This window comes from Pseudoalteromonas sp. QJM3NY_22, assembly GCF_056173065.1.
On sequence record NZ_CM149655.1, the window covers coordinates 1,150,077 to 1,175,463 of the forward strand.

General features: G+C 38.3%; 18 protein-coding genes. 8 read left to right on the plus strand and 10 right to left on the minus strand.

Features of this window, described 5'->3' with window-relative positions; all coding sequences use genetic code 11:
• Window positions 1–38 precede the first annotated feature (38 nt).
• The gene (locus AC0VZ4_RS05100) at window positions 39–1,298 is read left to right on the plus strand and encodes an IS256 family transposase (protein ID WP_475441101.1); all 1,260 of its coding nucleotides are present in this window, start codon (window positions 39–41) and stop codon (window positions 1,296–1,298) included.
• Window positions 1,276–3,891 carry a TonB-dependent receptor plug domain-containing protein gene (locus AC0VZ4_RS05105; RefSeq protein WP_475441102.1) on the plus strand — a complete coding sequence of 872 codons (2,616 nt, stop codon included), beginning with the start codon at window positions 1,276–1,278 and terminating at the stop codon, window positions 3,889–3,891. The genes AC0VZ4_RS05100 and AC0VZ4_RS05105 overlap by 23 nt, the downstream gene beginning before the upstream one ends.
• A gap of 76 nt (window positions 3,892–3,967) precedes the next feature.
• Here the strand turns inward: AC0VZ4_RS05105 and AC0VZ4_RS05110 are convergent, their stop codons facing one another.
• The 5 genes from AC0VZ4_RS05110 to AC0VZ4_RS05130 form a co-directional block, all read right to left on the minus strand.
• The gene (locus AC0VZ4_RS05110) at window positions 3,968–5,809 is read right to left on the minus strand and encodes a methyl-accepting chemotaxis protein (RefSeq protein WP_475441103.1); all 1,842 of its coding nucleotides are present in this window, start codon (window positions 5,807–5,809) and stop codon (window positions 3,968–3,970) included.
• 179 nt (window positions 5,810–5,988) lie between these two features.
• A complete protein-coding gene (gene hemL / locus AC0VZ4_RS05115; protein ID WP_475441104.1) occupies window positions 5,989–7,269 on the minus strand; it encodes a glutamate-1-semialdehyde 2,1-aminomutase in 1,281 nt (426 codons plus the stop codon).
• A 33-nt stretch (window positions 7,270–7,302) separates the two neighbouring features.
• Window positions 7,303–8,319: an aspartate carbamoyltransferase gene (locus tag AC0VZ4_RS05120; RefSeq protein ID WP_007376115.1), complete on the minus strand. Its 1,017-nt coding sequence runs from the start codon at window positions 8,317–8,319 to the stop codon at window positions 7,303–7,305.
• Window positions 8,320–8,490: 171 nt separating this feature from the next.
• Window positions 8,491–8,925, minus strand: coding sequence for a CopD family protein (locus AC0VZ4_RS05125; RefSeq protein ID WP_007376116.1), 435 nt, complete (start codon window positions 8,923–8,925; stop codon window positions 8,491–8,493).
• A 15-nt stretch (window positions 8,926–8,940) separates the two neighbouring features.
• Entirely contained in the window at window positions 8,941–10,623 is a 1,683-nt protein-coding gene (locus AC0VZ4_RS05130) for a chloride channel protein (protein WP_007376117.1), read from the minus strand.
• A 475-nt stretch (window positions 10,624–11,098) separates the two neighbouring features.
• On the opposite strand from AC0VZ4_RS05130, the gene AC0VZ4_RS05135 reads away from it, so the two are divergent.
• On the plus strand, window positions 11,099–17,377 hold the full coding sequence (locus AC0VZ4_RS05135) for a M4 family metallopeptidase (RefSeq protein WP_475441105.1): 6,279 nt from the start codon (window positions 11,099–11,101) through the stop codon (window positions 17,375–17,377).
• A 447-nt stretch (window positions 17,378–17,824) separates the two neighbouring features.
• Window positions 17,825–18,163 (plus strand): iron-sulfur cluster insertion protein ErpA, encoded by a 339-nt coding sequence (gene erpA / locus AC0VZ4_RS05140; protein WP_007376119.1) that lies wholly within the window; start codon window positions 17,825–17,827, stop codon window positions 18,161–18,163.
• Window positions 18,164–18,212: 49 nt separating this feature from the next.
• Here the strand turns inward: erpA and AC0VZ4_RS05145 are convergent, their stop codons facing one another.
• Window positions 18,213–18,401: a hypothetical protein gene (locus tag AC0VZ4_RS05145; RefSeq protein WP_033014996.1), complete on the minus strand. Its 189-nt coding sequence runs from the start codon at window positions 18,399–18,401 to the stop codon at window positions 18,213–18,215.
• 412 nt (window positions 18,402–18,813) lie between these two features.
• Between AC0VZ4_RS05145 and AC0VZ4_RS05150 the strand changes: the two genes are divergently transcribed.
• Complete coding sequence (locus tag AC0VZ4_RS05150) at window positions 18,814–19,053, plus strand: helix-turn-helix domain-containing protein (protein ID WP_007376121.1); 240 nt, start codon at window positions 18,814–18,816, stop codon at window positions 19,051–19,053.
• Between the two features lie 78 nt (window positions 19,054–19,131).
• On the opposite strand, the gene AC0VZ4_RS05155 is transcribed toward AC0VZ4_RS05150, so the two are convergent.
• Genes AC0VZ4_RS05155 through AC0VZ4_RS05170 form a run of 4 tightly spaced genes read right to left on the minus strand, consistent with a single transcriptional unit; the run spans window position 19,132 to window position 22,875 of the window.
• A complete protein-coding gene (locus tag AC0VZ4_RS05155; protein WP_007376122.1) occupies window positions 19,132–20,511 on the minus strand; it encodes an AmpG family muropeptide MFS transporter in 1,380 nt (459 codons plus the stop codon).
• Window positions 20,512–20,556: 45 nt separating this feature from the next.
• The gene (locus tag AC0VZ4_RS05160) at window positions 20,557–21,177 is read right to left on the minus strand and encodes a peptidylprolyl isomerase (protein WP_007376123.1); all 621 of its coding nucleotides are present in this window, start codon (window positions 21,175–21,177) and stop codon (window positions 20,557–20,559) included.
• 2 nt (window positions 21,178–21,179) lie between these two features.
• Window positions 21,180–21,734, minus strand: a complete 555-nt coding sequence (locus AC0VZ4_RS05165) for a YajG family lipoprotein (RefSeq protein ID WP_475441106.1) — start codon at window positions 21,732–21,734, stop codon at window positions 21,180–21,182.
• Window positions 21,735–21,741: 7 nt separating this feature from the next.
• Complete coding sequence (locus AC0VZ4_RS05170; RefSeq protein ID WP_475441107.1) at window positions 21,742–22,875, minus strand: methyltransferase; 1,134 nt, start codon at window positions 22,873–22,875, stop codon at window positions 21,742–21,744.
• A gap of 41 nt (window positions 22,876–22,916) precedes the next feature.
• On the opposite strand from AC0VZ4_RS05170, the gene AC0VZ4_RS05175 reads away from it, so the two are divergent.
• From AC0VZ4_RS05175 to fabV, 3 genes are all read left to right on the plus strand, one after another.
• Complete coding sequence (locus tag AC0VZ4_RS05175; protein WP_008133956.1) at window positions 22,917–23,525, plus strand: alpha-ketoglutarate-dependent dioxygenase AlkB family protein; 609 nt, start codon at window positions 22,917–22,919, stop codon at window positions 23,523–23,525.
• A gap of 63 nt (window positions 23,526–23,588) precedes the next feature.
• On the plus strand, window positions 23,589–23,900 hold the full coding sequence (locus AC0VZ4_RS05180; protein WP_033015006.1) for a BolA family protein: 312 nt from the start codon (window positions 23,589–23,591) through the stop codon (window positions 23,898–23,900).
• A gap of 106 nt (window positions 23,901–24,006) precedes the next feature.
• The gene (gene fabV / locus AC0VZ4_RS05185; protein ID WP_007376129.1) at window positions 24,007–25,200 is read left to right on the plus strand and encodes an enoyl-ACP reductase FabV; all 1,194 of its coding nucleotides are present in this window, start codon (window positions 24,007–24,009) and stop codon (window positions 25,198–25,200) included.
• The last annotated feature ends 187 nt before the right edge of the window (window positions 25,201–25,387 follow it).

A 25,387-nucleotide genomic window follows, 5' to 3' on the forward strand; every position in this document is an offset into this window, starting at 1 on the left:
TCTTGACCAGATCAACAATTAACCAGAGAGACATCGCAATGACTGAAAATGATAATGTTATTTCCATTGAAAAACCAGACAATCCGTTAGAGCAGTTGCTTAAAAGCGGGGCGCAGCAGTTGTTAGCTCAAGCGATTGAGGCTGAGTTGGCTGTTTTATTGGCTCAATACCAGCATGAGACCGTCGAGGGACTTCAGCGGATCGTCAAAAATGGTCACCAGCCTGAGCGTACGATCCAAACAGGCTTTGGTGATATTGAGGTCAAAATACCTAAAGTCAGGGATCGAAAAAAGGAAGGCATTAAATTCAATAGTGCCTTGATCCCGCCTTATCTGAAACGGACAAAAAATATCGAAGAGCTGATCCCATGGCTCTATTTACGAGGAATTTCGACGGGTGATATGCAGCCCGCTTTAGTGTCTCTTTTAGGCGAGCAAGCCAAAGGTTTGTCGGCCAATAGTGTCTCTCGGTTGAAATCCACCTGGGAAACGGAGTATCAGCAGTGGTCTAAACGTTCCTTGGCTAAACGTCGATATGTGTATATCTGGGCCGATGGGATTTACAGTAAAATTCGAATGGATGATAAGCTGTGCTTACTGGTAATTATGGGGGTAGATGAAACGGGCAGAAAGGAGCTATTGGCGGTGGTTGACGGGGTTCGTGAGTCTGAGCAGAGCTGGACTGAAGTGTTAAATCAGTTGCGCTCACAGGGTCTAACAATACCACCAAAATTGGCCATAGGGGATGGTGCGCTGGGGTTTTGGAATGCCCTCACCAAAGTATGGCCAACAACCCAACATCAACGTTGCTGGGTGCATAAAATCGCGAATGTGCTAAACAAAGTGCCGAAATCAATGCAACCTAAAATCAAAGCGAATTTACAAGATATCTGGATGGCAGAGAGTCGAGCTTCTGCTTATAAAGCGTATGATTTATTTGTTAAAAATTACTCAGTCAAATACCCAAAAGCGACGGATTGCTTGATGAAGGATAAAGATGAAATGCTGGCATTTTATGATTATCCTGCTGAGCATTGGATGCACATAAGAACGAGTAATCCGATAGAGTCAACGTTTGCGACGGTAAGGCTGAGAACGCATAAAGTGAAGAGTTGTGGCAGCCGGACAACCACCTTAATGATGGTTTTTAAACTCGCGCAGTCGGCAGAGAAAAAATGGTACCGCTTGCGAGGGTTTAAGCTACTGGCTGAAGTAATTACAGGGGTAAAATTTAAAGACGGCGAAAGAATAACTCAAGATCAAACAGAGCATCAAGATGAGCTCATACACCAGATTTGACAATAACTCTATAAACAGAGACCTTACATCTGTTGCGCTATTAGCGCCAGGAGCGGTTAAAGGTGATAGTGCATTTGGAAACACCGCTTCTTTTGGTGGTTCATCGGTTGCTGAAAATGCATGTTATATAAACGGGTTAGAAGTTACTAATACTCGCCAAGGTCTTGGTTGTGGTGAAGTACCTTTCGAGTTTTACGACCAATTTCAAGTTAAAACAGGCGGTTATTCCGCGAAGTTTGGTCGTGCAACCGGTGGTACTATTAATACAACTACTAAAAGTGGTACAAATGAGCGGGAATTTGCGGCAGTCGTACAATTTCAACCTGACTCTTTACAAGAAGAGGGCAGCATCTCTCGTGGTAATAATGGCGCTGGCCAAATTTTCAGAGATGAAAGCCTAGATTCAGATAGCAAAACTGATGTAACGTTTTCTGCTGGTGGTCCACTAATCGAAGATACACTGTTTTTCTACGGCTTGATAAACCCAAGGGATACAGAATCTACATATACTTGGGGTGGAGATGAGTTCTCGCCAAATGATCAATACCGCAACGAATCAGCTTCTGGTGGTGATAATTTATTCTGGGGTGGTAAGCTTGATTGGGATATTAATGAAAACCACAGATTAAGCTACTTTGCGTACTCTAACCGTCGTGATATTGAGCGCTCTGTTTATGAATATGATAATGGGACAGTTGGAGATCGTATTGATGGCGCTCTTCTCAAGCGTGATGGTGAAGCGCAAAGTTTAAGCTACACAGGTGTGTTAACTGAAAACTTAGTAGTGACGGCAATGGCTGGTAATATTAAGACAGAGTATGAAACACAATCTGAGAACTTAGTTTGTCCTTCAATTACAGATTCACGCGGCACAGCTAACCCAATTACAGGTTGTGGCGCAGGTGGTAGTTTTGGTGCTAATAATGATGAAAACACACAATACCGCTTAGATGTCGAGTATGTCTGGAATGATCATGAAATAACATTTGGTATAGATTATCAAGAGCGTAAGTCAGAAAATGTAAGTAGCCCAATTGGCGGGCATAGTTATGACTACAGAACTTTAGCGGATAATGGTAGTTGGCAAGCTGATAACGGTGCATTGACAAATAATACAGGAGCTGCGCTTGATTATGTAGAGGATCGTATCTTCGATGGTGGTGGTAGTTTTGAATCAGAATTAACCGCTTACTACATTGAAGATCAGTGGCAAGTAACTGATGATTTCTCTGTAAAAGTTGGCTTACGTATTGATGAATTTGATAGCTGGGGTACTACCGGTAAACTATTAACTAGTTTTGAAACGGATATAGCTCCTAGATTAGGTTTTACATGGGATCCTACGGGTACTGGCGATACTAAGGTATATGGTACATATGGGCGTTATTACTTACCAGTTGCTAATAACACTATTTTTAGAGCTGCATCTGGTGTTAGTGATATCACGACAGCTTATACTTATACTGGTGTTGATTCACAAACTGGTGCCCCTACAGGACTATCACCACTTGCGGACACGCTTGGAAGTGGTGGAGCTCAAAATTCACAGCAAGTAAGTGGCGTGCCTGTAATACCTGAAAAAGATATTTTCCAAGCTCAAGAAGCGGAACCATTTTCTAAAGATGAATATATTATAGGTATACAGCAAGCCTTAAATGATGAATATACAGTTGGTGTAAAAGGTATTTACCGTGAAGTTGCAACTGCACTAGATGATTACTGTGGACGATATGCATACCCATACTGTGTAATGATAAACCCAGGTGACTCTTCTAGTTGGTACAGCGATGGTTACTATTGGAATGGTACAGACTGGGGGGATTCATCTTTTGATAATGACGGAGTTCCAGATAGTGGTTCGTTAACTACTTATTCGGCGGATACGATAGGCTTACCTAAAGCAAATAATGAGTATACAGCAGTTGAGTTTAGCTTAGATTACAAGGCTGATACTATTCGTTACCAGTTTGGCTATACATGGGCTAGAAGTGTTGGTAACTTTGAAGGCGCTGTTAAATCAGATATTGGTCAAGCAGATGCTGGTATTACTCAAGACTTTGACTTCCCTGCTGTTATGGATGGTTCACAAGGCTATCAACCTAATGATAGACGCCATACATTTAAGTTCTTTGGTAGCTGGGAGCCTATGGAGGATCTAACCGTTGGCTGGAATGCAACCTTACAAAGTGGTCGTCCTAAAAGCTTATTTGGTCAAGGTTATCCGTCAAATGATCCAAATTTAAACGGTGGTTGGGGAGATACTTTTTACATCTACACTAACGAATGTCCTGATACAAACAGCAATGGCGAGTGTGAGCAAGATGAAAAAATCTATGAGAAGCACAGCCGTGGCACGAATGGTCGTACACCTTGGGTATTTAACTTAGATTTATCTGCCGCTTATGACTTTACTATCTCAGATATTGATATGAGAGCATCTGTTAATGTCTTTAACATTTTCAACTCACAAACTGAGTCGTCGTTGAATGAGCACTATGAGCAAAATGAAGGCGAAGTAAATGCTTATCATGATGCTGCGTACTCTTGGCAAACCCCGCGTTATGTTCGATTAGGTATCGAAGCTCGCTTCTGATATTACTAATTATCTCTACTAAAAACCCTTCTGAATAGAAGGGTTTTTTATTTTAAAATTACTTGTTTTTTAACGCTTAAGATTTAAAAAACTGCATTGATTTGGTTAAATCATTAGATAAGCGACTTAATTGCTGTGCATCTTGTAGCGTTGATTGAGCCGATGTTAGCGTTTGATCTGCTAAATTACTCACTTCTTGCGAATCATTTAATGCCTGTGTAGTTGCATTTGATTGCTGTTTAACTCGTTCTGCAATAACTTCGCCCTGATGTTTAATATCACCCATGCTTTGTTCTGCACTTTGCAATACTTCATTGGTTTGGTTGGCTGCTTTTACTGATTGTTCCATCTTCTCAACACTTGAACGCATTTTCTGTTGTGTGTCGTCAGAAGCTTGTTGCAATGAGCTAATAATTTGATGAATTTCTTGGGTTTGTGTTTGTGTGCGCTGCGCTAAGGTTCTTACTTCATCAGCTACAACAGCAAATCCTCGACCATGTTCACCAGCTCTAGCTGCTTCAATAGCGGCATTAAGGGCTAATAAATTAGTTTGATCGGCGATTTCACTAATCCCTTTACTTACTTTACTTATTTCTTGGCTATCTTGCGCTAATCTGTCGAGTGCTTGCTGGCTTTCTGCAAATTCAATTTGCAAGTCTTGCATATATTTAGCCAGCTCCATTGTATTGTCTGAGCCTTGTTTTACATGTGAAGCGGCATCTTGAGCTGTCAGTGTCGCTTGGTGAGCTGACTCTTCAACAGTATGTGCAGTTTGTGCCATATCACTTAAAGCATTATGGATAGCATTTACACGTGTTTGTTGTTTAGTAACATCGTCACTTGTTTGGCTACTTGCATGCGATAGTGATTTTGTGGCATCACACAGTTCTACCGTACTTGCCTTTACATCTGACAATAAATGCGAGAATGCATTTAACAAAGCATTATATCTCGAAGCAATAATACTCATTTCATCACTACCAGTTGAGTGAAGAATTGCTTTTAAATCCCCATTAGCAGCTTTATTTGCGGCTTCAGCGAAGCGGTTTATAGTATCAACCACAGCAAAGTAGAAGCCGACCATTAAATAAAAGGCAAAAATTAAGCTACAAACTGAAGCAGCTAATACAATGTTACGTGTCCATTGTTGCGTTTTAAGTTTATTTTCAACTAAAGATTCTAGAGTTGGAATACTCTTATTTATTAATGTACTGATACTGTTATTAACATCATTTGTTAGCTGTTCAAATTTACTTTTACTTAGTTCTATATCATCTGGCTCAAGTAACTTTTTGTCTATAGCATTTTTGAATGCATACACAGTTTCTTGTAGTTGCTGTAGAGCAGGGGTAAGTATTTTACTAGCTGATTTGTCTGCTGCAGTTGCTACGGTTAAAGTTTTTTCTAATTGCTTTTCATACAGAGGCAATGACTTACTAAGATTGGAGAGAGCAATAAATGTATCGGGTGTAAATCGGTTACTGGTTAGTACTGTATTTGCGCTTTCGGTCGTTAAATTTATTTGCATTATAAGTGCAGGGATCGGGGTGACTAATGCGCGATTTACATAAGCACTGGCAAGTTGGCTATCAAGTGCTAAATTAGACTCAATTGAAACAAGTTCTAGCACATCATCAGCTTGAGCATCTTTTATTGTGAAGCCTAGTTCGCGAGCAACTTTTATATTTTTACTGCTTGTTCCAAGCATTTGATTATTAAGTATTGCTTGATAACCTTTTAAGCCTTGCTGCTGCATTTTAGATACGTTAATGCTATCACTTAATAGCGACACTAGAAAAAACAAACTAATAGCAAGAGGAACTAACAATATACCAAATGTAAGGCTAATTTTTGTTTTGTACTTTAAATTAGCCATTAGCCTGGTGGCAGGTGCTGTGAATTGTCGTAATCCTGACATAAGACTCTCTTGTATTATTGAATAGGGAATTAATGCTAACTAGACCTTGTTAAGGTTAATTATCATTCATTTAAATTACTTTACAAATAAAAAAAGCCCTTTTGGGCTTTTTTTAATCATTTATATTAATTATACGTATTAAAAACAGGCGTTTAATTAATACAAAAGTAATTTTTAAGTTACAGTTTGGCAAATGAGCGTTCGGCAGCTGCGATGGTCTCTTTTACTTCCTGAACAGAGTGTGCAGCACATACAAAACCGGCCTCAAATGCTGATGGGGCAAGGTAAACGCCTTCTTCAAGCATAAGGTGGAAAAAACGTTTAAAACGCTCTAAGTCACATTCAGTTGCTTGTTTGTAGGTTGTTACTTTTTCCGCATCGGTAAAAAAGAATCCATACATCCCGCCTGCGTAATTAGTCGTTAACGCAATACCTGCTTTTTTAGCGCCAGCTTCAAATCCTTCACAAATTGCTTTTGAAATTGCTTCTAGCTTATCGTGCAGGCCTAGCTCACTTAATAGCTCCAGTGATTTTAAACCAGCAGCCATTGCGATAGGGTTACCAGAAAGAGTGCCCGCTTGATATACAGGGCCAACAGGTGCAATGTAATCCATTATTTCTGTTTTACCACCAAACGCGCCAACGGGCATGCCGCCGCCAATTACTTTACCTAAACACGTAAGATCTGGTTTAATGTTGTAATAAGCTTGTGCGCCGCCAAGTGCCACTCGAAAACCCGTCATTACTTCATCAAAAATAAGTACTGATTTATATTCGTCACACACATCGCGTAAACCTTCTAAAAAGCCTGGCACAGGTGGTATGCAGTTCATGTTACCGGCTACTGGCTCTACAATAATACAAGCAATTTCGTCTGCGTATTTTGCAAAAATAGCCTTTACTTCATCTAAGTTATTAAACGATACCGTAAGCGTATGCTTTGCAAAGTCTTCTGGAATACCTGGAGAGTTCGGTACGCCCATTGTTAGTGCACCAGAGCCTGCTTTAACTAATAACGAATCTGCATGGCCGTGGTAACACCCTTCAAACTTTAATATTTTATCGCGACCCGTAAAACCACGTGCCAAACGAATTGCACTCATAGTTGCTTCAGTACCTGAGCTGACCATACGTACTTTTTCGATTGATGGGACTAGCTCTTTTACTTTTTCAGCCATTAAAATTTCGGCTTCAGTTGGCGCGCCATAACTAAGGCCGTTTTCTACTGCTTCGTGAACGGCTTGTTTAATCGCAGGGTGATTATGCCCCATAATCATTGGCCCCCAAGAGCCAACGTAATCAATGTAACGATTACCATCAGCGTCAAATGTAAACGCACCTTCTGCTTTTGTAATAAATAGCGGCGTACCGCCTACACCATTAAAAGCACGAACTGGCGAATTTACGCCACCTGGAATAGAGGCTTGAGCGCGTTCAAATAAGTCTTGGCTAATTGTCATGAAAAATCCTATAAATTGTCACTTAAAAGGGGCTTAGCTATCGCGTTTGCGGCTAAACCAAGGTACGTCTACTTCATACTTCTCAACTTTGTTTTCTACGCCGAGTGTTAAAGCAAACAGTGCCATACGAATTAATACACCATTTTGTACTTGGCGAAATATAGCTAAATTGTCGTTAGCGTTTAAGTCATTATCGAGCTCGTTGGCTTCAATACGACTGTCACGCGGAAGTGGATGCATAAGAACAGAGTTAGGTTTACAGTGTGCGCTGTAAATTGATTGGCTAATTCTAAATCCACCTCGGTATTTATTTGCTTCTTCTTGTGAAGGAAAACGCTCTTCTTGAATACGTGTTTGATAAACGATGTCGGCCGCTAAATTGCCTTCCATCTTGTCTACCAATTCAATTTTGTGACCCGCGTTATCTACGGCGTCTAAGATGTAGTCAGGCATTTGTAAGCCATCGGGAGCAACCATCGAAAATTTTACATTTTTATAATGGCATAATAGTTTTGAAAGCGAGTGTACGGTGCGACCATATTTTAAATCGCCCACCAAAGCTATATGCATACCATCAATGTTTTGATCAAAACGGCTGAGTTCACGTTCAATAGTGAGTAAGTCAAGTAAGGCTTGAGTGGGGTGCTCATTTGGGCCATCGCCACCATTAATTACTGGTACGCTACAGCCCGTAGCAAACTCACTGACCGAGCCTGAATCTGGGTGACGCATAGCGACAGCATCAGCATAAGCTGAAATAACACGTGCGGTATCGTAAAGTGATTCCCCTTTTGCAAGGGCTGAGCTTTGCATACCGGTTGTTTCACGAACTAAACCACCGAGTAAGTTAAAGGCTGTACCAAAGCTTACACGTGTTCGTGTGCTTGGCTCAAAAAACAAGTTAGCTAAAATAGCGCCTTCAAGTACGTTGGTACGTTTTTGTTTTTTAGCATAAGGCTCCATTTTTTTAGCAACTGCAAAAATGCGTTCAATACAGTCCCTGTCTAGTTGACTAACAGACAGTATATTTTCACCTTGGAAACTTAACATGGGGTTATTCCTAGTTTTTCAAAAGGGCGCGATAATCCAAAAAATGGGGCACGCAATCGCGCGTATTAAAACAAAATTAAAATGTGACTTAACCTGAATTCTGGTTGGGTTGCTCACTAATGCATTGATAAGTAATAATATTTAAATTTATTCATCTCTAGCCAGAGGTTTTCACAAGCTAGGCTTTATTACTGCTAATGCCACAATTATGAGTAGCGCAATAACAGGTAGCTCGTTAAAAATTCGGTAAAAACGATCCGTTTTAGTATTTCGGTCATGCTTAAAGTCGCTCAATAATTTAAAACAGTAGCCGTGGTATATATACAAAATAATAACGAGTACAAGTTTGTAATGTAGCCACATGCTGTATCTAAACCAATCACGACCATACTCAACAATGGTTAGTACTCCAAATACAGCCGTTAAAACAGCAAATGGGGTGACAAAATAAAGTAGTCTGCGCTCCATAACTTTAAGCATAGAGTTACACGACTTTTCTTCGCTCATGGCGTGATATACAAATAATCGAGGTAAGTAAAAAATACCGGCAAACCACGCAATCATAAAAAATATGTGGAGTGTTTTATAAATCAATAATGCGCTCATAATAATCCTTATTGTTTAAAGTAAGCTGTTACGAATGGTCAAAATATGATGAATTTGGTCCCAACGTAAAAGCCCCATAATTTGTTGATTATCTAAAAGGTTGTAAACGTACAGTGCGCCACTTCTTTTGTCTTTTAACATATCGAATGCATCGGCTAGTGTTGCTTGGCTACTAATTCCCTGCAGGCTAATGTAGTTTAAATTGATGGCCTGATCAGACATTAGACTTAAATCGTATTCAGCAAGCCTGTAGCCATTCTCCTCATCAAATACAATAAGTGGTGTTTGGCTATCCATAGCATCAAGGGTATTTTTTATTTGCTCTTTATCATCTGAATATAGCAATTTGAAATTTTCGTCCATGTCATCCATTATCCCTACTTTTTGTAGCGCTTCTGTGGCTGGAGATACATGATAGGGAAGTCCCTGAAAATCTAATTGCTGTAAAAATATGGAGCGATTTCCAAAAAATTGTAATGCAGTTACATAGGCTGTCGTTATAACAAGCATGGCAGGCACAATAATCTCAGGCGATGATGTTAGCTCCATAACGGTTGTTAAAGCAGCTAATGGGGCATGCAACGTTGCAGCCATTAATCCCGCCATTCCTAAAACCCCATAAGTACCTGCTATATCAGTTCCAGGACTAATAAATTGTGCGCAAAAGGCCATAAGAGTACCAATTAATACGCCAAGTCCGATCACTGGGCCAATTAACCCACCAGGAATACCCAAACCAATCGCAAATAAAGTGGCAAGTAATTTGGCAATTAAAATGGTGGTAAGTAATTTTACGTTCTCAGGGGATTCTACCGCAATGGTAATTGCACTCATACCTGACCCCATTGCTTGTGGTACTGCGTATGCAATTAAACTGGCAATACAGCCTGCAATCAATAGGCGAGGGAACATACTCAAAGGCTTAAATGTTTTAATAATTAACATTAAATTTTGATTAAAGCTAAATGCAATAGCACCCAGCGCCATGCCGCATAATATTAAATATGGGTAGTGCCAACCGCTAAGTGGCGCTATTGTAATAAGAGCAAGTTCAGAGCCTTCACCAAAAACAAATTGAGTAGCGAGTGCACCGGTAACCGCAGCAAGCATAATGGGCACAAATATATGCACTTTATATTCCCTAAGTACTACTTCCATTACGAAGATAACGGCTGCCAGTGGGGTATTAAATGAAGCAGCAATCCCAGCTGCAACACCACAACCCGTTAATGTACGCATCGCGTTATGAGGTAAGTGGAGCTTGTCGGCTAAAATGCTTGCACCAGTGGCGCCCATATGAACAGAAGGGCCTTCGCGGCCGACCGAAAAACCACTTATAAGTGCTAATGCACCACCAACAAACTGATTTACCGTATTATAAAGAGGCATTTGTCCATAATGGCGCTTAATACGGTGAATAACAAAAGGAATGCCTAAACGGTAATGTTTAAAGCCAGTAAACGCAGCAAAACACGCAATTAATAGTGCGGCTATTAGCGGCATTAAAACACGTTCAAGAGTGGGTAGGGTAGTAAAGTCGTCAGGGGTTTCTAAAAATAAGCTTTGGAAAAATAAAATAGTTAAACGAAATAAAATAATAAAAAATGCAGCAATCAATCCGGCAACTACGCCTAATAAGCATAATTGTACAGATGTTTTAGGTTTTGCCAGCCGACGCCTGAGTTGCTCAAGCCACATGCATTATTTCCTCGTCATATTTTTCAGCGAGCAGTTTAGCAAATGCTAACCACTAAGTCCTTGTGATTTTGTAAAATTAATAACATAAATAGATTCACATAACTGATAAGGAAGTTGCTACTAAATTAACTTTATTTCCTTCAAAAATTTGCCTGAAAAAATATTTTGACATGTAAATTAACCTGCACTTTGGATAATAAATCTATCTCAAGCGGTTACTTTTAGCGCTGACTGCGTAGAATCTACTCGCAATGAAAGTCTCTGGCTAGGGAAAATAAATTAAAATATCATATAATTCAATTTTTTAGTGTGTCACTTGAACAGTACTCAGGTTAAATTAGTTTTAATATTTATGGTGGTGTTCGTTGATACTATTTATAAACTTAAAATGAGTCGTTTTTATTTTTTAAATGGTTTACTTTTGTTAATATAAGGTATTAACAACTAATTATAATGCGTTAAGCATAGGAAATTTATGTATAAAGGACTAACTGCAGGGATTACTGCGTTATGTGTTTTTAACTCGATGGTAGCCCATAGCGCTGTTGTTGAAAGAATTACACCTGTAAATAAAGTGGAATTGACGGCACTTCTTAATAATTCATCTACAAGCAATTCAAAAAATATAAATCCAGTTTATTTCTCTGAAATATCAAAAAATAACAGTATGTTATCTCAAGGGATTAATGGCTCTAAAAAATCTAAAAAGATGCAACAGTATTACGCTGGGGTTCCTATTTGGGGGCAGCAGATTAGTGTACAAAATAAAACAAACCATATCAGTGGTTTTTTTGCTAAGAACATCAGCGATGAACAGCTTAAAAAAACAATAAATAATCAGTTCAAGCCTGAAGATGCTGCTAAAGCAATATTAGCAAAGTCAAAACTAAATATAGCTTCGCGTTTTGATATCACGAGTAATGATCGTTACATCTACATAAATAATGGTAAAGCGCGCTATGTTCGACTTATAGAATTGCTTGTTAATGATCAGTCATTGGAGAGCCAACCAGCAGCGTTAATTGATGAGTCAGATTATTCTCTAATTAAAGTATGGAATAATATTCAACAAGCGCAAGCTTCAGGACCTGGTGGTAATACGAAGACTGGCCAGTATGAATATGGGACAGATTTCCCTGCGCTAGAAGTTACTCAAAATGGCACAACATGCTTTTTAGAAAACGACAAAGTAAAGACGGTGACAATGGAGTCAGGCCAAGAACCTGTCGATGCATTTTCGTTCCTTTGTGATAGAAATACTCATAAAGAAATAAATGGTGCATATTCTCCTTTGAATGATGCGCACGCGTTTGGTACCGCTGTTTTTGATATGTATGAGCAATGGTATAACACGGCCCCATTAACATTTAAATTGTTAATGCGTGTTCATCAAGATAATGGCTGGGAAAATGCCACTTGGAATGGCTATGCGATGACATTTGGCGATGGGGCAGATCGATTTCACCCTTTAGTGTCATTAGATATTGTTTCTCATGAAGTAAGCCATGGTTTCACAAATCAAAATTCAGACTTGATGTATTTTGATCAGTCGGGTGGTATTAATGAGTCATTTTCTGATATGGCAGGAGAAACAGCTGAGTTTTTTGTTCGAGGCGAAACTGATTGGTTATCTGGCGCAGATATAACGAAACAAGCGACTGCTTTACGTTACTTTGAAACACCTTCTAATGATGGTGTCTCTATTGATCATGCTAATGATTTTTACTACGGAATGGATGTGCACTTTAGTAGTGGCGTATTTAATCGTGCTTTTTTCTTACTAGCGACAAGTGAAGGTTGGGATCCAAAAAAAGCATTTGAAATTATGCTTAAAGCCAATCAAAACTATTGGATTTCTTCATCGGATTATATTGATGCCGCATGTGGTGCAATAAATACAGCAATAGACCTTCGCTATAATGCAGGTGATGTTGTTAATGCATTTAATGCTGTTGGTGTTATCTGTAATAACATTCAGTTCATCGATAGTGATTTAGATGGAATGGATGATAACTGGGAGCGTGTTTACAATTTAGACCCCAGCTCAGCAGGTGATGCAGATCTTGATTTAGATAATGATGGTCTAACTAATTTGGAAGAATACAATGCAAATACTCTTCCTAACAACGAAGATTCCGATGGTGATACGTTAACTGATTTTGCTGAATTAAATGAACACAATACTAATCCTATAAGTTCAGATTCAGATTTAGATACGATGCCTGACAACTGGGAGCTTACATATCAGCTTAATCCGTTAGATGGGAGTGATAGCCAACTAGATTTAGATGGGGATGGAATAAGCAACCTGATTGAATATTTAGCCGGTTCTGACCCATCTGATGCTAGCTCAACACCAGATGTTCCATCCACTACCACGATAAATTTTGATGACGGACTTGTACCAGAAAACTTTATTTCATCTGTACCTAGTACTCCTTGGTTAGTAGTGCAGGATGTTGAGACCAATAGTTTTGTATTAACTAATAATGATATAGGCGACTCCCAGCAAACGAGTGTTGAATATTCAGTACTTATTGATAGTGACAAATTTTTAAACTTTAACTACAACATTAATTCAGAAGAAAACTTTGATTTTTTCACTGTTTATATTAACGATGAATTGGTTTTAAATAAATCAGGTGTTTCACTGCAATGGGAAACATTTACTCATCCAATTTCTGCTGGTTTGAATAAGTTAACTTTTGTTTACAGTAAAGATATGTCCGTATCAACTGATTCAGATGCCGTATTTATAGATAATATTTATATTGGCGACGAGTTTTCTGACATTGACGCAGACGGTATCGCTGATTATTGGGAATTGCAACACGGTTTAAATATTAATGACTCAAGTGATGCATTACTCGATAATGATGAAGACGGGCTGTCAAATTTACAGGAATTTGAAAACCAAGGCTTACCGAATAACGCAGATACTGATGGCGATAAAATGCCGGACGGTTGGGAGTTTTACAATGGTTTATCTCTAACAGATCCTAGTGATGCGACGAGCGATCACGATGGCGATGGTTTTAGTAATTTAATCGAATTTATAAGTGGTACAAACCCACAAGATATAAGCTCTTTCCCTTTGCATTTAGATATTACGGATTCATTTGAAGGCAGCGAACTACCATCATGGCTAGTGGATAATGAACAGAGTAATTCACCATGGTATATTGATACAACTTTTGCGACTGATGGTGCGCAAAGTATTCGGTCAGGAGTATTATCTGATAATGAAATTAGCCAATTTGATGTGACGGGGTTATTTAAGTCGGGTTACTTACTGTTTGATTTTAAAATAGAATCTGAAAGTTGCTGTGATAATTTACATGTGTATGTAAATGAACAACGAATATTTGCATCAGATTCCTCTTTAAAAGAAGGCCCACTGCTGTTAGAGATTGAAGAGGGGGTTCAAAATATTAGCTTCAAATATAGTAAAGACGGCTCTGCTAGTTATGGTCAGGATACTGTATGGATTGATAATTTTGTATATTTACCATTAGATGATATGCGTGATTCAGACGGTGATCTGTTACCCGATGTTTGGGAGGTCAAATATGCTTTAGATCGCCTTGACAGTACTGATGCGCAATTAGATTTAGATAACGATGGTTTAAGTGCTTTGCAAGAGTATGAATTAGGCACAAACCCTAATCTTGGTGATACAGATAACGATGAGCTAAGTGATGGTTACGAAGTAGATAATGGATTATTACCTCTAGATTCAACGGATGCATTACTCGACACCGATAATGATGGTTACTCAAATTACCAAGAGTTTTATGCACAAAGTCGAGCAGATAGTTCACAATCAATTCCTTCGACATTCTCTAATTTAAGTGAAAGTTTTGAAGGTAATTCATTACCAAGTTATTTAACACCCCTTGCGAATAGTCAAAAGGAGTGGAGTGCTTATCAAAATTGGTTTACTGACGGCGCTCAAAGCATTTCAATCATAGACGTAAAACAAGGTGAGCAAGTTGGGTTTGCACTCGCTGGTGTGTTTGAACAAGGCTATTTGAATTTAGATTATTCTTACTCTTACTCTGGCGTCTTTGCAGTTATTGTCAATGGTAATAAGCTCGATTTATTCACTAATGAATCAAGACTTCTAATTCCGATTAATGCCGGTTTCAATATAATTAAAGTCTCATTTATTCCAAACTACGATATACAATTCGCTTTAGCTGTAGACCAATTGCAATGGATTTCTGAAGTTGATCCGACGCTAGACACCGATAATGATGGCATTCCCGATTACTGGGAGTTTGAGCATGGTTTAAATGTACTTGATAGCTATGATGCATCCAATGATAACGATTACGACGGCTTAACTAATTTAATCGAGTTTGAGTTAAATACAAACCCTCAATCAAATGACACAGACAGCGATGGTGTTATTGATAATGAAGATAGTGTCCCAACAGACCCTACTCAGGGTGAGAACCAAGCTCCTACTTTTACAGATTTATCCGCTGTTACGATTGAGGCTGAACGTGAATACACATATTTGCTTGATCTCTATAGACCCGATGTAGTGGACAATGGCTATTTTACGCCAGAGGTTTACATTTCGAATGGAAGCAGGTTTGATGTAGGTGAACATCAAGTTACATGGATTGCGCGTGATAGGGCTGGGAATGAAACTCAAGCTGTGCAAACCGTCTTCATTGTTGACACCGTTGCACCGACTTTTGAAGCAAATAGTACACTTCATTTTTATGGTAATACAATTGATGGAATTAAAAATGAGCTACTAAACGGTTATGTCATTCGTGAGAATGTATCTGGTCTGAGTTCAGTAACAATAGATAATGATTTTGTTTTTCGTACTGGTTTAGTTAACGTTGCTGTTACGGCTGAAGATGGAGCTGGAAATAAAGCATCCGGGGTTGTGAATGTGCAAATATACCCAGAGATCGCGATTCAACCATTTACGCTTTCTGATTCGATTCATAAAATAGTTGTTAAACTTTACATATCAGGCGAAAGCCCCACAGGCTATGCTCGCTTTCAGTTACGAGCAGGTAATAATTATAAATCATTTAGTATAGATGAATCTGGCTCTATTGAAGTTGAACTAGATCCTAGCTTCATTGGTAATTCAACCCAGCTAGAGCTTGAGCCTAATTATAGCGTTTTTGTTACCGACAAAGCTCAAAGCAAAATTTTATTTCATGATGAGTTGATTGAGCCTTATATTTCTTTACTTTATAAACAAAATAATAAAGTAGTAACATCGATAGAGCGAAGTAACTCGCCTACTTCAGTGGTTGTAAAGTTAATGGGGACTACACCTGAATACGCGCAGCTGAACGAAAACACTGGCAGTGACTTAGATTTTTATAGGCTGAGTGATACGAGTTGGGAAATGACTTTTGATTCAAAAAGTATTAGCTCGGATGTATTTGAGTTGTCATTTTCAGCGACGATAAACGATGATGTTGTTGCGACAACTACACAAACAATCCCTGTTATTGATGAAGTAGTATTTAATGATCCACTAATAGATACTGATGGTGATGGTATTCCCGATATAGAAGAGGGTATGAGTGACGCTGACAGAGATGGGATCCCTGATTATTTAGATAATTCATCAATAATGAATATCGGTATTTTAGAATCGGGTAAAGTACTCCATAGCGTCAATGAGTTCAATTCAATTCGTGTTGGCACTATTGCTCGTTTGAGCAACAGTGATGTTATCCATAGTTTGACAATTGATGAGCAACAACTTGAAAATCACTTATCTGATTTAGATATTTTTGAGCCACATTTTCAAGCTAAAAGTGACTTAGTTAATCTAAACGTAAAATTAGCAAATGAAGCCGATTATGTTGAAATTGCTCTACCACAGTTAGATAACGCGTTATTGAGCTCGGATTTACAAGTTAGGTTACTTTCAATCTCTGGTTGGAAAACGGTGCCTAAGTTAACAGGGAATGTTTATCAAGAAATATGCTCGCAATGCACAGCTTTTGAAGTACTTGATGGTGGCGAATTTGATTTAGATGGTCAAAAGAATGGATTTGTGGAATTAGTTGCAAAACTTGCACAAGAAAGTTTGAATCAGGCACCTGTTTTAGCGCTTGAATTACCGGATCAAATGAATGAACTCGAAACGTTTAATTTAGATGCATCAAGCACAATTGACCCTGACGGAGATATACTTAGCTACAGTTGGTCTGTTGCAAACGAAGCCGTGACAATTAATACACCGGAACTCGATATAGCGACACTTACGGTAGGTGAATTAACGCAAAGTGTTGATAGTGTAATTACACTTATTATTGATGATGGCTATGAAGAGTTTACGTATACGCACAATGTTAAGTTTTTACATATCAACCAATTGCCAGAGATTACACTCGCGAGTACATATTCTGTAAATGAAGGTGATAACGTTGTTATTATCGCTGAAGCTACAGACAAAGAGTCTAGCGACTTAAGCTACTCATGGGTGCAAGTTCAGGGAGCCCTTACTCAACTAGACTCGGTAACTACAAATAAGCTTAACTTTACAGCACCAGACGTAGCTCAAGATACTACTTTGGTGTTTAAACTTATTGTTTCTGATGGTGAAGATCAAGCTGAACAGCTGGTGGAAGTTAATGTAAAAGCTATCATCACTCCAACAAAAGCTAATTCAGATAGCGGTAGTGGTGGCGGTTCATTAGCGATGCTACTTATCTTGCTAGGTATGTTTATAGCTTATAAAAGATCATACTATTTCAATAAGTAGCACACAGGCATTAGCATTGAAAATACGGAGTCGATCATAGCAGCTGTTATGATCGACTTTTTAGCAGTATGTTTAATTTTTAGGCTGAGTAGAACATATGTAGTGTGGTTATTTCCATAAATAGGAGATCATGACGCATAAATATCAAATATGTGCAGCCCTTTCTAAGCTGTATTGATTAGCAGAAGTTTTAAGTTGTAATTAAATTGTTCGTAAATTGAACTAATTATAATTCGGAAAAGTCAAAATGCTCCTAAAATCCAAATCAATCAGTCTATTAGATCTTTTTAGAGCTCAGTTTTGTATCAATTTTTTTAACTTGGTTAAAGCTACGCCAAGTTCATAATACATGCGACATTAGATTAGGGTAAAGAGTTGTTTTACTATACTTGATTAAAACACTCGGGTATTAGATAATCACGCCATTACGATATTGAGGGTTTTAAAATGTCAGAAGAATTACCAATTAAGTTCAGCGATGCAGCAGCTGTTCGCGTTAAACAGTTAATCGACGAAGAAGAAAATCCAGAGCTAAAACTGCGTGTTTATGTCACAGGCGGTGGTTGTTCAGGTTTTCAATATGGTTTTACTTTTGATGAAAAAGCAAACCCCGGCGATTTAGAAATAGTAAAAAATGGTGTAACCCTAGTTGTTGATCCTATGAGTATTCAATATTTGGTTGATGGTGAGGTTGATTACACTGAAGGATTAGAAGGCGCACGCTTTTTTGTATCTAATCCAAATGCAACAACAACCTGTGGTTGTGGTGCAAGCTTTAGCGTTTAACAGCCAAACGCTAAATAGATTAAAGCCGCTTTTGCGGCTTTTTTAATGCCTATAAATCAGTTGGTGCGTATTCGGTTATTTGCATAATAAATATAAAAAAGCCGAGCACAAACGCAGAAAAAGCTAAAATATACATAAAGCCTTTTTTACCTTGTTTAATTGGAACCCCGTTATTGCGCAAAAAAAGATACCAACCTAAGCACAGTAAAATTGGCAATAAAAATAGTATCCTGAACATGACTCAACCTTTTTAAAATTAATAAGACTCAATAATAAACATGTCGCATTAAAATGAAACAAAATCATAAAAAATTCAATTTTTGATGAAAATGGATGGGTATTCAGTGTTTATAAACATTCGCTCAAGTTAATTTTGTACCGAACAACGCAATTAATCATTCAACCAAAGTATTAATAGTATATAATGTATCCAAGAATGAGACGGGCAAAATTTCATTCTCAATAAAAACAAACTTATACCACATTTTTAGCGTAGCTTTTAGCTAAGTGGGTAGAAGTAAGTGGCAACAGTGCTTAACTGCAACACCTTGCTATTGAAGTGAAATTAAGTAGCGCTGCTTACTTACCTACAGCTATTGATAGGCTACTGCTTTAATGGGTATGTCAAATCATCGAGTAGGAGATGTAAAATGATGGGCAAAACCGTTTCTTCAGAAGAAAACGCAAAGCTAACAAAGTGGCTTAAGAGTAAGCGCCATGAAAAAGGGCATACAATGCGCAGCCTTGCACAAGTGCTAGGTACACCTCATTCGTTTATCGGTAAAATTGAAAATCAAGAGCGCCGTTTAGATGTTATTGAATTTGTTCGCTATTGTACTGCACTAGACGTTGATCCACATGAAGCATTAAATTTGCTGAAAGTAGATTAATTATGTGATTGTTTAGTTCATTTATGAGTTATATAAATGTTCTAGGCAGTAAATTAATGCAGGGATGCATTATATTTCTTAATTTTTTTGATGATAATTTCGCTCAAGTTCATACAGCTTGTGCCTAATTAAGTACAAAAATAGTAACGATGGTAAAACCATTAACGCTGTAAGAATAAAAAATAGCGACCAATTACCTGCCAACCAATCATCTATTACTACACCACTATAACTTGAAAGCAACGTTCTTCCTAAGTTCCCTAATGATGCTAGCAACGCATAGTGAGTTGCGCTAAATGCCCTATCACAAAGCATTGATATAAACGCGACCATTGCCACTAACGACCACGCTTGTGTAAATCCATCAATAACAATAGCAAAGGCATACAGCCTTAAGTCAGGTCCAACTAAAGCAATCCATGAAAATGCTAAGTTTGATGCTGCCATTGCAATACCACTTATAAATAAACCTTTAACAATGCCATATTTTTGATTAAATAAGCTGCCAACAAAGGTAAATATAATGGTAAGTACGGCAGTGCCTACTTTTGAAAATGTAGCAATATCGCTATTACTAAAACCAATTTCTTTATAAAACACAATAGACATGCGGCCCAAAAACGCTTCACCTATCTTAAATAAGAAAATAAATGCAAGTAACGCGAGTGCAGTTTTAACGCCGTTTTTAGTGAAAAAGGCTCTAAAGGGATCAATAACGGTTACCGCGAGCCACGCAACTGTTTTTGTAAGTGGGGTTTGTTTTGTTGATGAAAGTTTTTCAAGGTATACACGCTCAAGTTCAGCATGCACAGCTTCTCTGTTTGACTTAGGCTCTTTTGCGAACAAAGCTCCACCCATTAACAGCAAAATTATAGCGGCTAAAAAATAATATATTTGGGGCCAGTCAAGCGAGGGGATATCAGCCATATAAAATGGAATAGCACCTAAAAGCGCATAACCTGTCCACCAACCAGATGTTGCCATTGCGGCGGCTGCCGTAGCTTTATGAGATTCGTTTTCACTGAGAGTGTCAATTCTAAATGCGTCAATTGCAATATCTTGCGTAGCAGAAGCAATGGCGATTAATAAGCAAATTACGGCAACAAGCGCTAAGTTAGTTTTTAAATCAAGTCCAGCTAATAGTAACGTGCCAATTAAGATAAAGCTTTGGCATAATAGTATCCAGCTACGACGTTGGCCAAGCCATTTATATAAAATAGGGAGCTTGGTCCGGTCAATGAGTGGCGACCATAAAAAGTTTATGCTGTAAGCCCCAAATACAATGCCAAATAGGCCAATCATACTGCGACTTAGGCCTTCATCCTTTAACCAAGCCGACAGCACTGAGCCAATTAAAACCCAAGGAAAACCACTGCTCATACCAAATATAAAAATATTGATTAAGCGTTTGTCTTTAAAGTAAGAAAAATATTCGCTAATAGAGAGAGTTTTGCTCATAGGGCCTTCATTGGCGATTGGTGTAGTTAAACTACAGCTCATTAATTATAATGGTACTTGCTCAAGGACTTTTATATTTAAGATAACAACAGGTACTTTTGGCACGAAATCGTAACCAATTTTTTCGTTAAAGCCTGTTTCGACAACCATTATTTTATCAAGTGTGTCGTAGCCATCCATTACATTACCAAATACGGCAAATCCCCAGTCTTTATCTGGATTTAAATGGTCGTTATTGTCCATATTAAAAAAGAACTGACGAGTACCAGAATGCGGCTCTCTGTCCTGATATGCCATGGCTATACTGTACATGTCATTTTTTAAGCCATTACCACTTTCGTTAAAAATAGGATCGTTTTCATGTAAACCATCGTAGTCTTTGTCGTACCCGCCACCTTGAATAACAAAATCGCGATCATTTTCTACATCACGCTCAATACGGTGGAAAACACTCCCCTGGTAACTTTTATCTGACACGTACGTTAAAAAGTTATTGACTGTAATAGGGGCTCTTGAGCGATCAAGCTCGACTACGATACTGCCCATTGAGGTTACGATTTCGACGCGCGGAAAAATATTATCTTTTTGCACAAAGCGGCCTTCTTGGGCTGCTAAGCTACTTGCGCTAAAAAATAGGCCGAAACAGATTAAAAAAAGTCGTTTCATGTTTAACCTTCTAAAAATTCTATTAATTCAGGATCTGATACAATGCGGGTAATCATTTGCTCAGTCAACTTATTGAGCTGGCCTTCTACTTTTGCTCGCTCGTGACTAAATGGGCCTTCTAAATTAGCACTACCTCGGTACACCTTACTAAAATTGCTTGAAGCGCGAATAACACGAACACCAAGCTCTATCTGAGCTTCACTGGTGTGGCTTACTAGTTTTTCGGTTACCACAGCTTGCAGTGCATGAATATCTACTTCAAAACGCACAGTCGCTAGGTTTGAAATACTTGCTCCGTTTCGACTCAGCGCGCTATCTAAAACGCTTTTAACTGACTCTGTAATACCTTGACTTGCAAACGTTTTAGTTTTATCAGATTCAATCAGCTTAAGCGTTGCAGTGTCACCACGTAAATCAATTACGCTGGTACTTAAACTGCTGTTAATTTTACTAATTTGGCCATTTTTATAAACAGGGTTAAGGATCACTTGATTAGGCTGACTAGCACAGCCAGCTAGTACAAGTAACGCACATAGGTTAAAAGTAATTTTAATCATTAAATTCCTAATAATTTTTAGTGGCACTTAGTACTACAAATTTCTTGTTGGAGCCAAGTAGTTTACAGTTGCCAAACATACGATTTAGTTTGTCGTGATAATCTAAATGACGGTTACCAATAATACGTAATTCGCCACCTTGTTTTAAGGTTTCTTTTGCTTGTTTAAACATTTGCCATGCTATGTGGTCTGTTACAGCTTGCGCTTGATGAAATGGTGGGTTACATAGCACCATATCCACACTGTCTTGATCAAAGTCGGTCAAGCAATCGTTTTCAATAAATTGGCAATTATCAAACTGCTCAGGCATGTTTTGTTCTACATTTAAACGTGCAGACTCAACCGCCATGTATGATTCATCAACAAATGTGACAGATGCTTTAGGGCAACGAGCAAGCGCCATAACACCTACAACACCATTACCACAACCTAAATCGATTATGCTAGTTTCTTTCTTGGTTTCTGGTAAATAGTTGAAAAAGAATCGAGCACCTATATCTAACGAATCACGTGAAAACACATTTGCATGATTTGTTATATTAAATTCAGTGCCTTCAAGTGGCCAAGTAATAGGGAAATCAGCTGCTTTATACCCACCTTTTGCAGTGCTTAATATAAGACGTGATTTTTTAACCGCTAAACTTGTTTTTGTTTCACCAATAAATTGCTCAAACGATTTTATTGTTGAATTATGAATTTCTTTTGTTTTACCGGCTGCAATTACGGGTGTACCAGGTGCAAGTATTTCGCTTAATTCACTTAGTTGAAATTGCAAAAAACCTACGTTACGCGGTATTTTTATTAGCACTAAATCTATGTCTTCAGGCAATGCAGACAGGCTATCTATTTGGCTAAATTGCGCCGTGGATAGTTTGTTTATTTGTAAGTTATATGCCACTGCTTGATGGCTAATATAAGAATCATTAACTGAACAAACCGTTAATTGATTAAAACTACAAGCAAGTGCACCAAAGCTATCGTTTAAAATAAGCAGTGAGCGACAATCAGGGTGATGTTCGTTAACATAATTGATAAGGTACTCATCGGCTGAATCCCACGCTTGTAAACTGCGGTTTTTTTGATCCAAAGGAAAGCGTTCAAGAATAAAGGTTTTATCGCCTAGCTGGGCTTGCGTCGTCATAATGGTATTTGATCAGTAAACTAATGTAGGTAAATTCTAACATGCAACGGCAAAACGCCAACCCCCAACAGTTACCAAATGGCTTTTCTTATCAAAGTAGGGCACTTAGCGCGCAAAAAAGCCTCGATTTATTTTATTATTTACAAAAAAACCTAGTTTGGCAGCAACCCGACGTCACCGTTTATTCTAAAACAGGCCCAATTCCCCGACTTCAATGCTTTATTAGCGAGCATAATTTTGAATATGGTTATTCGCATAGTAAGCTAATAGTAGAGCCTTGGCCTGATATTTTATTAGCAATGCGTAAGCGCTTAGAAAAACATTTAAATCAGCCATTAAATTCTTTATTAGTTAATTATTACCGAGATGGTAACGATACTATGGGCTGGCACAGTGATGACGAAATAGAGCTGGGCCATCAACCTACTATTGTGTGTGTATCACTTGGAGCAGAGCGTGTTTTAAAGCTTAAACAAAAATCGACAAATAAAGTAACCGATTTAAAGCTGCAAAGTGGTAGCTGTTTAGTCATGAGTGGCGACAGTCAGCGTGATTATCAACATGCAATCCCAAAGCAAACTACATTGGCTCACCCACGAATTAGCTTAACGTTTAGATGCATAAAGCAAATCAAGCAAGCTCAATTTTAGTTAGCCAATAGGCTTGGCTAGTTGTTATGATAACAACATAACTTAACTACAAAAATGGTTTTTATGTCAATGCAGCAACAAATTCAAGAAAAAATCAGCAGCGCAATTGCCTGTAAGCATTTAAATGTAATTAACGAAAGTCACATGCACAGCAAAGGCACCGAGTCACATTTTAAAGTTATTGTGGTAAGTGAAGAATTTGCCGGCAAACGCCTATTACAACGCCATCGTGAAATTAATGAAATATTAAAAGATGAGTTAGCAAATCATATTCATGCACTCGCTATCCATACTTATACACCGGATGAGTATACCGAGCAGGGCGGAGAAGCACCTGATTCGCCTAATTGTATGGGCGGCTCTAAAATTAGCTAAGTATTTTTTGAAGTATCTGATTAGTGATTAACTGATCAGATCAGTGTTTTTAGTATTAGCCTTTAAACTAGCGCTAATTTTTATTGTAAAAGATATAGGATCATCAATGGTCATTAAGCCTAAAATTCGTGGATTTATCTGTACCAACGCACACCCAACGGGATGTAGCGAGCATGTTCAAGAACAAATTAACTATGTAAAACAACAAGGCGTGTTAAAGAACGCACCAAAAAATGTATTAGTTATTGGCGCATCTACAGGCTACGGCTTGGCGTCGCGTATCACAGCTGCATTTGGTGGCGGCGCTAAAACACTCGGTATTTTCTTTGAAAAAGAAGGCACTGAACGTAAAACAGGTTCTGCTGGTTGGTACAATACTGCAGCATTTCAAGAAGCAGCTGACGAAGCGGGTCTTTGGTCTAAAAATATTAATGGTGATGCGTTTTCTAACGAAATCAAACAAAAAGCAATCGACACTATTAAAGCAGATTTGGGCAAAGTAGATTGTATTATTTATAGCTTGGCGTCTCCTCGTCGTACTGATCCAAATACGGGTGAAGTGTTCTCCTCTACACTTAAGCCGATTGGTAACGCAGTTACAACTAAAAACCTTAATACGTCAAAGCGTGAAATTGATGAAATTACTGTTGAAGCGGCAAACCAGGACGATATCGACAACACCATTAAAGTAATGGGCGGTGAAGATTGGGAAATGTGGATTGACGCATTAAAAGAAGCCGACGTATTAGCTGATAACTTTAAAACTACGGCCTACACTTATATTGGTAAAGAGCTAACATGGCCAATATACGGACACGCTACTATTGGTAAGGCTAAAGAAGATTTAGACCGAGCAACTGCTGCAATTAAAGAATCTACAAAAGATTTAAATGGCGAAGCCTATGTATCGTCTCTTAATGCTGTGGTAACACAAGCAAGCTCGGCTATTCCTATTATGCCTTTATACATTTCAGCATTATTTAAAGTAATGAAAGCAGATGGTACTTATGAAGGTACAATTGAGCAAATTCAGGCTTTATTTAGTGAGAACTTATATGGTGATAACCCACGCTTTGATGAAGGTGGCCACTTATTTCAAAACTACAAAGAATTAGAAGACGATGTGCAAGCACGTGTTCAAGCTGTTTGGGATAGCGTAGATACAAGCTCAATTGATGAGTTAACCGATTATGTTGGTTACCATAACGAATTTTTACGTTTATTTGGCTTTGGTATTGACGGAGTTGATTACGATCAAGATGTGGATTCGGTCAAACCAATTGCAAATATGATTGATTAACCATATTTGCAAATATGTAATTAAAAAGTCGCTGAGTGCGACTTTTTTGTTTTGCGGGCTTTTTTGAACAATTGTGATTAAAAAATGTCATTCTTTGCTTAAGCTACCACTTTGGTCTAACTTAAATTTTATTAAATACACATAACAAAACTAAATAAGTGTTTCTGTCGTATAATTTTCATAATTA

Bases quoted from the DNA above. Each gene is read 5' to 3' on its own strand.
- AC0VZ4_RS05110 (WP_475441103.1), bottom strand. From the start codon at position 5,809: ATGTCAGGATTACGACAATTCACAGCACCTGCCACCAGGCTAATGGCT.
- AC0VZ4_RS05125 (WP_007376116.1), bottom strand. From the start codon at position 8,925: ATGAGCGCATTATTGATTTATAAAACACTCCACATATTTTTTATGATT.
- AC0VZ4_RS05100 (WP_475441101.1), top strand. From the start codon at position 39: ATGACTGAAAATGATAATGTTATTTCCATTGAAAAACCAGACAATCCG.
- AC0VZ4_RS05145 (WP_033014996.1), bottom strand. From the start codon at position 18,401: ATGTTCAGGATACTATTTTTATTGCCAATTTTACTGTGCTTAGGTTGG.
- erpA (WP_007376119.1), top strand. From the start codon at position 17,825: ATGTCAGAAGAATTACCAATTAAGTTCAGCGATGCAGCAGCTGTTCGC.
- hemL (WP_475441104.1), bottom strand. From the start codon at position 7,269: ATGACAATTAGCCAAGACTTATTTGAACGCGCTCAAGCCTCTATTCCA.
- AC0VZ4_RS05160 (WP_007376123.1), bottom strand. From the start codon at position 21,177: ATGAAACGACTTTTTTTAATCTGTTTCGGCCTATTTTTTAGCGCAAGT.
- AC0VZ4_RS05120 (WP_007376115.1), bottom strand. From the start codon at position 8,319: ATGTTAAGTTTCCAAGGTGAAAATATACTGTCTGTTAGTCAACTAGAC.
- AC0VZ4_RS05130 (WP_007376117.1), bottom strand. From the start codon at position 10,623: ATGTGGCTTGAGCAACTCAGGCGTCGGCTGGCAAAACCTAAAACATCT.
- AC0VZ4_RS05180 (WP_033015006.1), top strand. From the start codon at position 23,589: ATGTCAATGCAGCAACAAATTCAAGAAAAAATCAGCAGCGCAATTGCC.
- AC0VZ4_RS05175 (WP_008133956.1), top strand. From the start codon at position 22,917: ATGCAACGGCAAAACGCCAACCCCCAACAGTTACCAAATGGCTTTTCT.
- AC0VZ4_RS05105 (WP_475441102.1), top strand. From the start codon at position 1,276: ATGAGCTCATACACCAGATTTGACAATAACTCTATAAACAGAGACCTT.
- fabV (WP_007376129.1), top strand. From the start codon at position 24,007: ATGGTCATTAAGCCTAAAATTCGTGGATTTATCTGTACCAACGCACAC.
- AC0VZ4_RS05135 (WP_475441105.1), top strand. From the start codon at position 11,099: ATGTATAAAGGACTAACTGCAGGGATTACTGCGTTATGTGTTTTTAAC.
- AC0VZ4_RS05150 (WP_007376121.1), top strand. From the start codon at position 18,814: ATGATGGGCAAAACCGTTTCTTCAGAAGAAAACGCAAAGCTAACAAAG.
- AC0VZ4_RS05165 (WP_475441106.1), bottom strand. From the start codon at position 21,734: ATGATTAAAATTACTTTTAACCTATGTGCGTTACTTGTACTAGCTGGC.
- AC0VZ4_RS05155 (WP_007376122.1), bottom strand. From the start codon at position 20,511: ATGAGCAAAACTCTCTCTATTAGCGAATATTTTTCTTACTTTAAAGAC.
- AC0VZ4_RS05170 (WP_475441107.1), bottom strand. From the start codon at position 22,875: ATGACGACGCAAGCCCAGCTAGGCGATAAAACCTTTATTCTTGAACGC.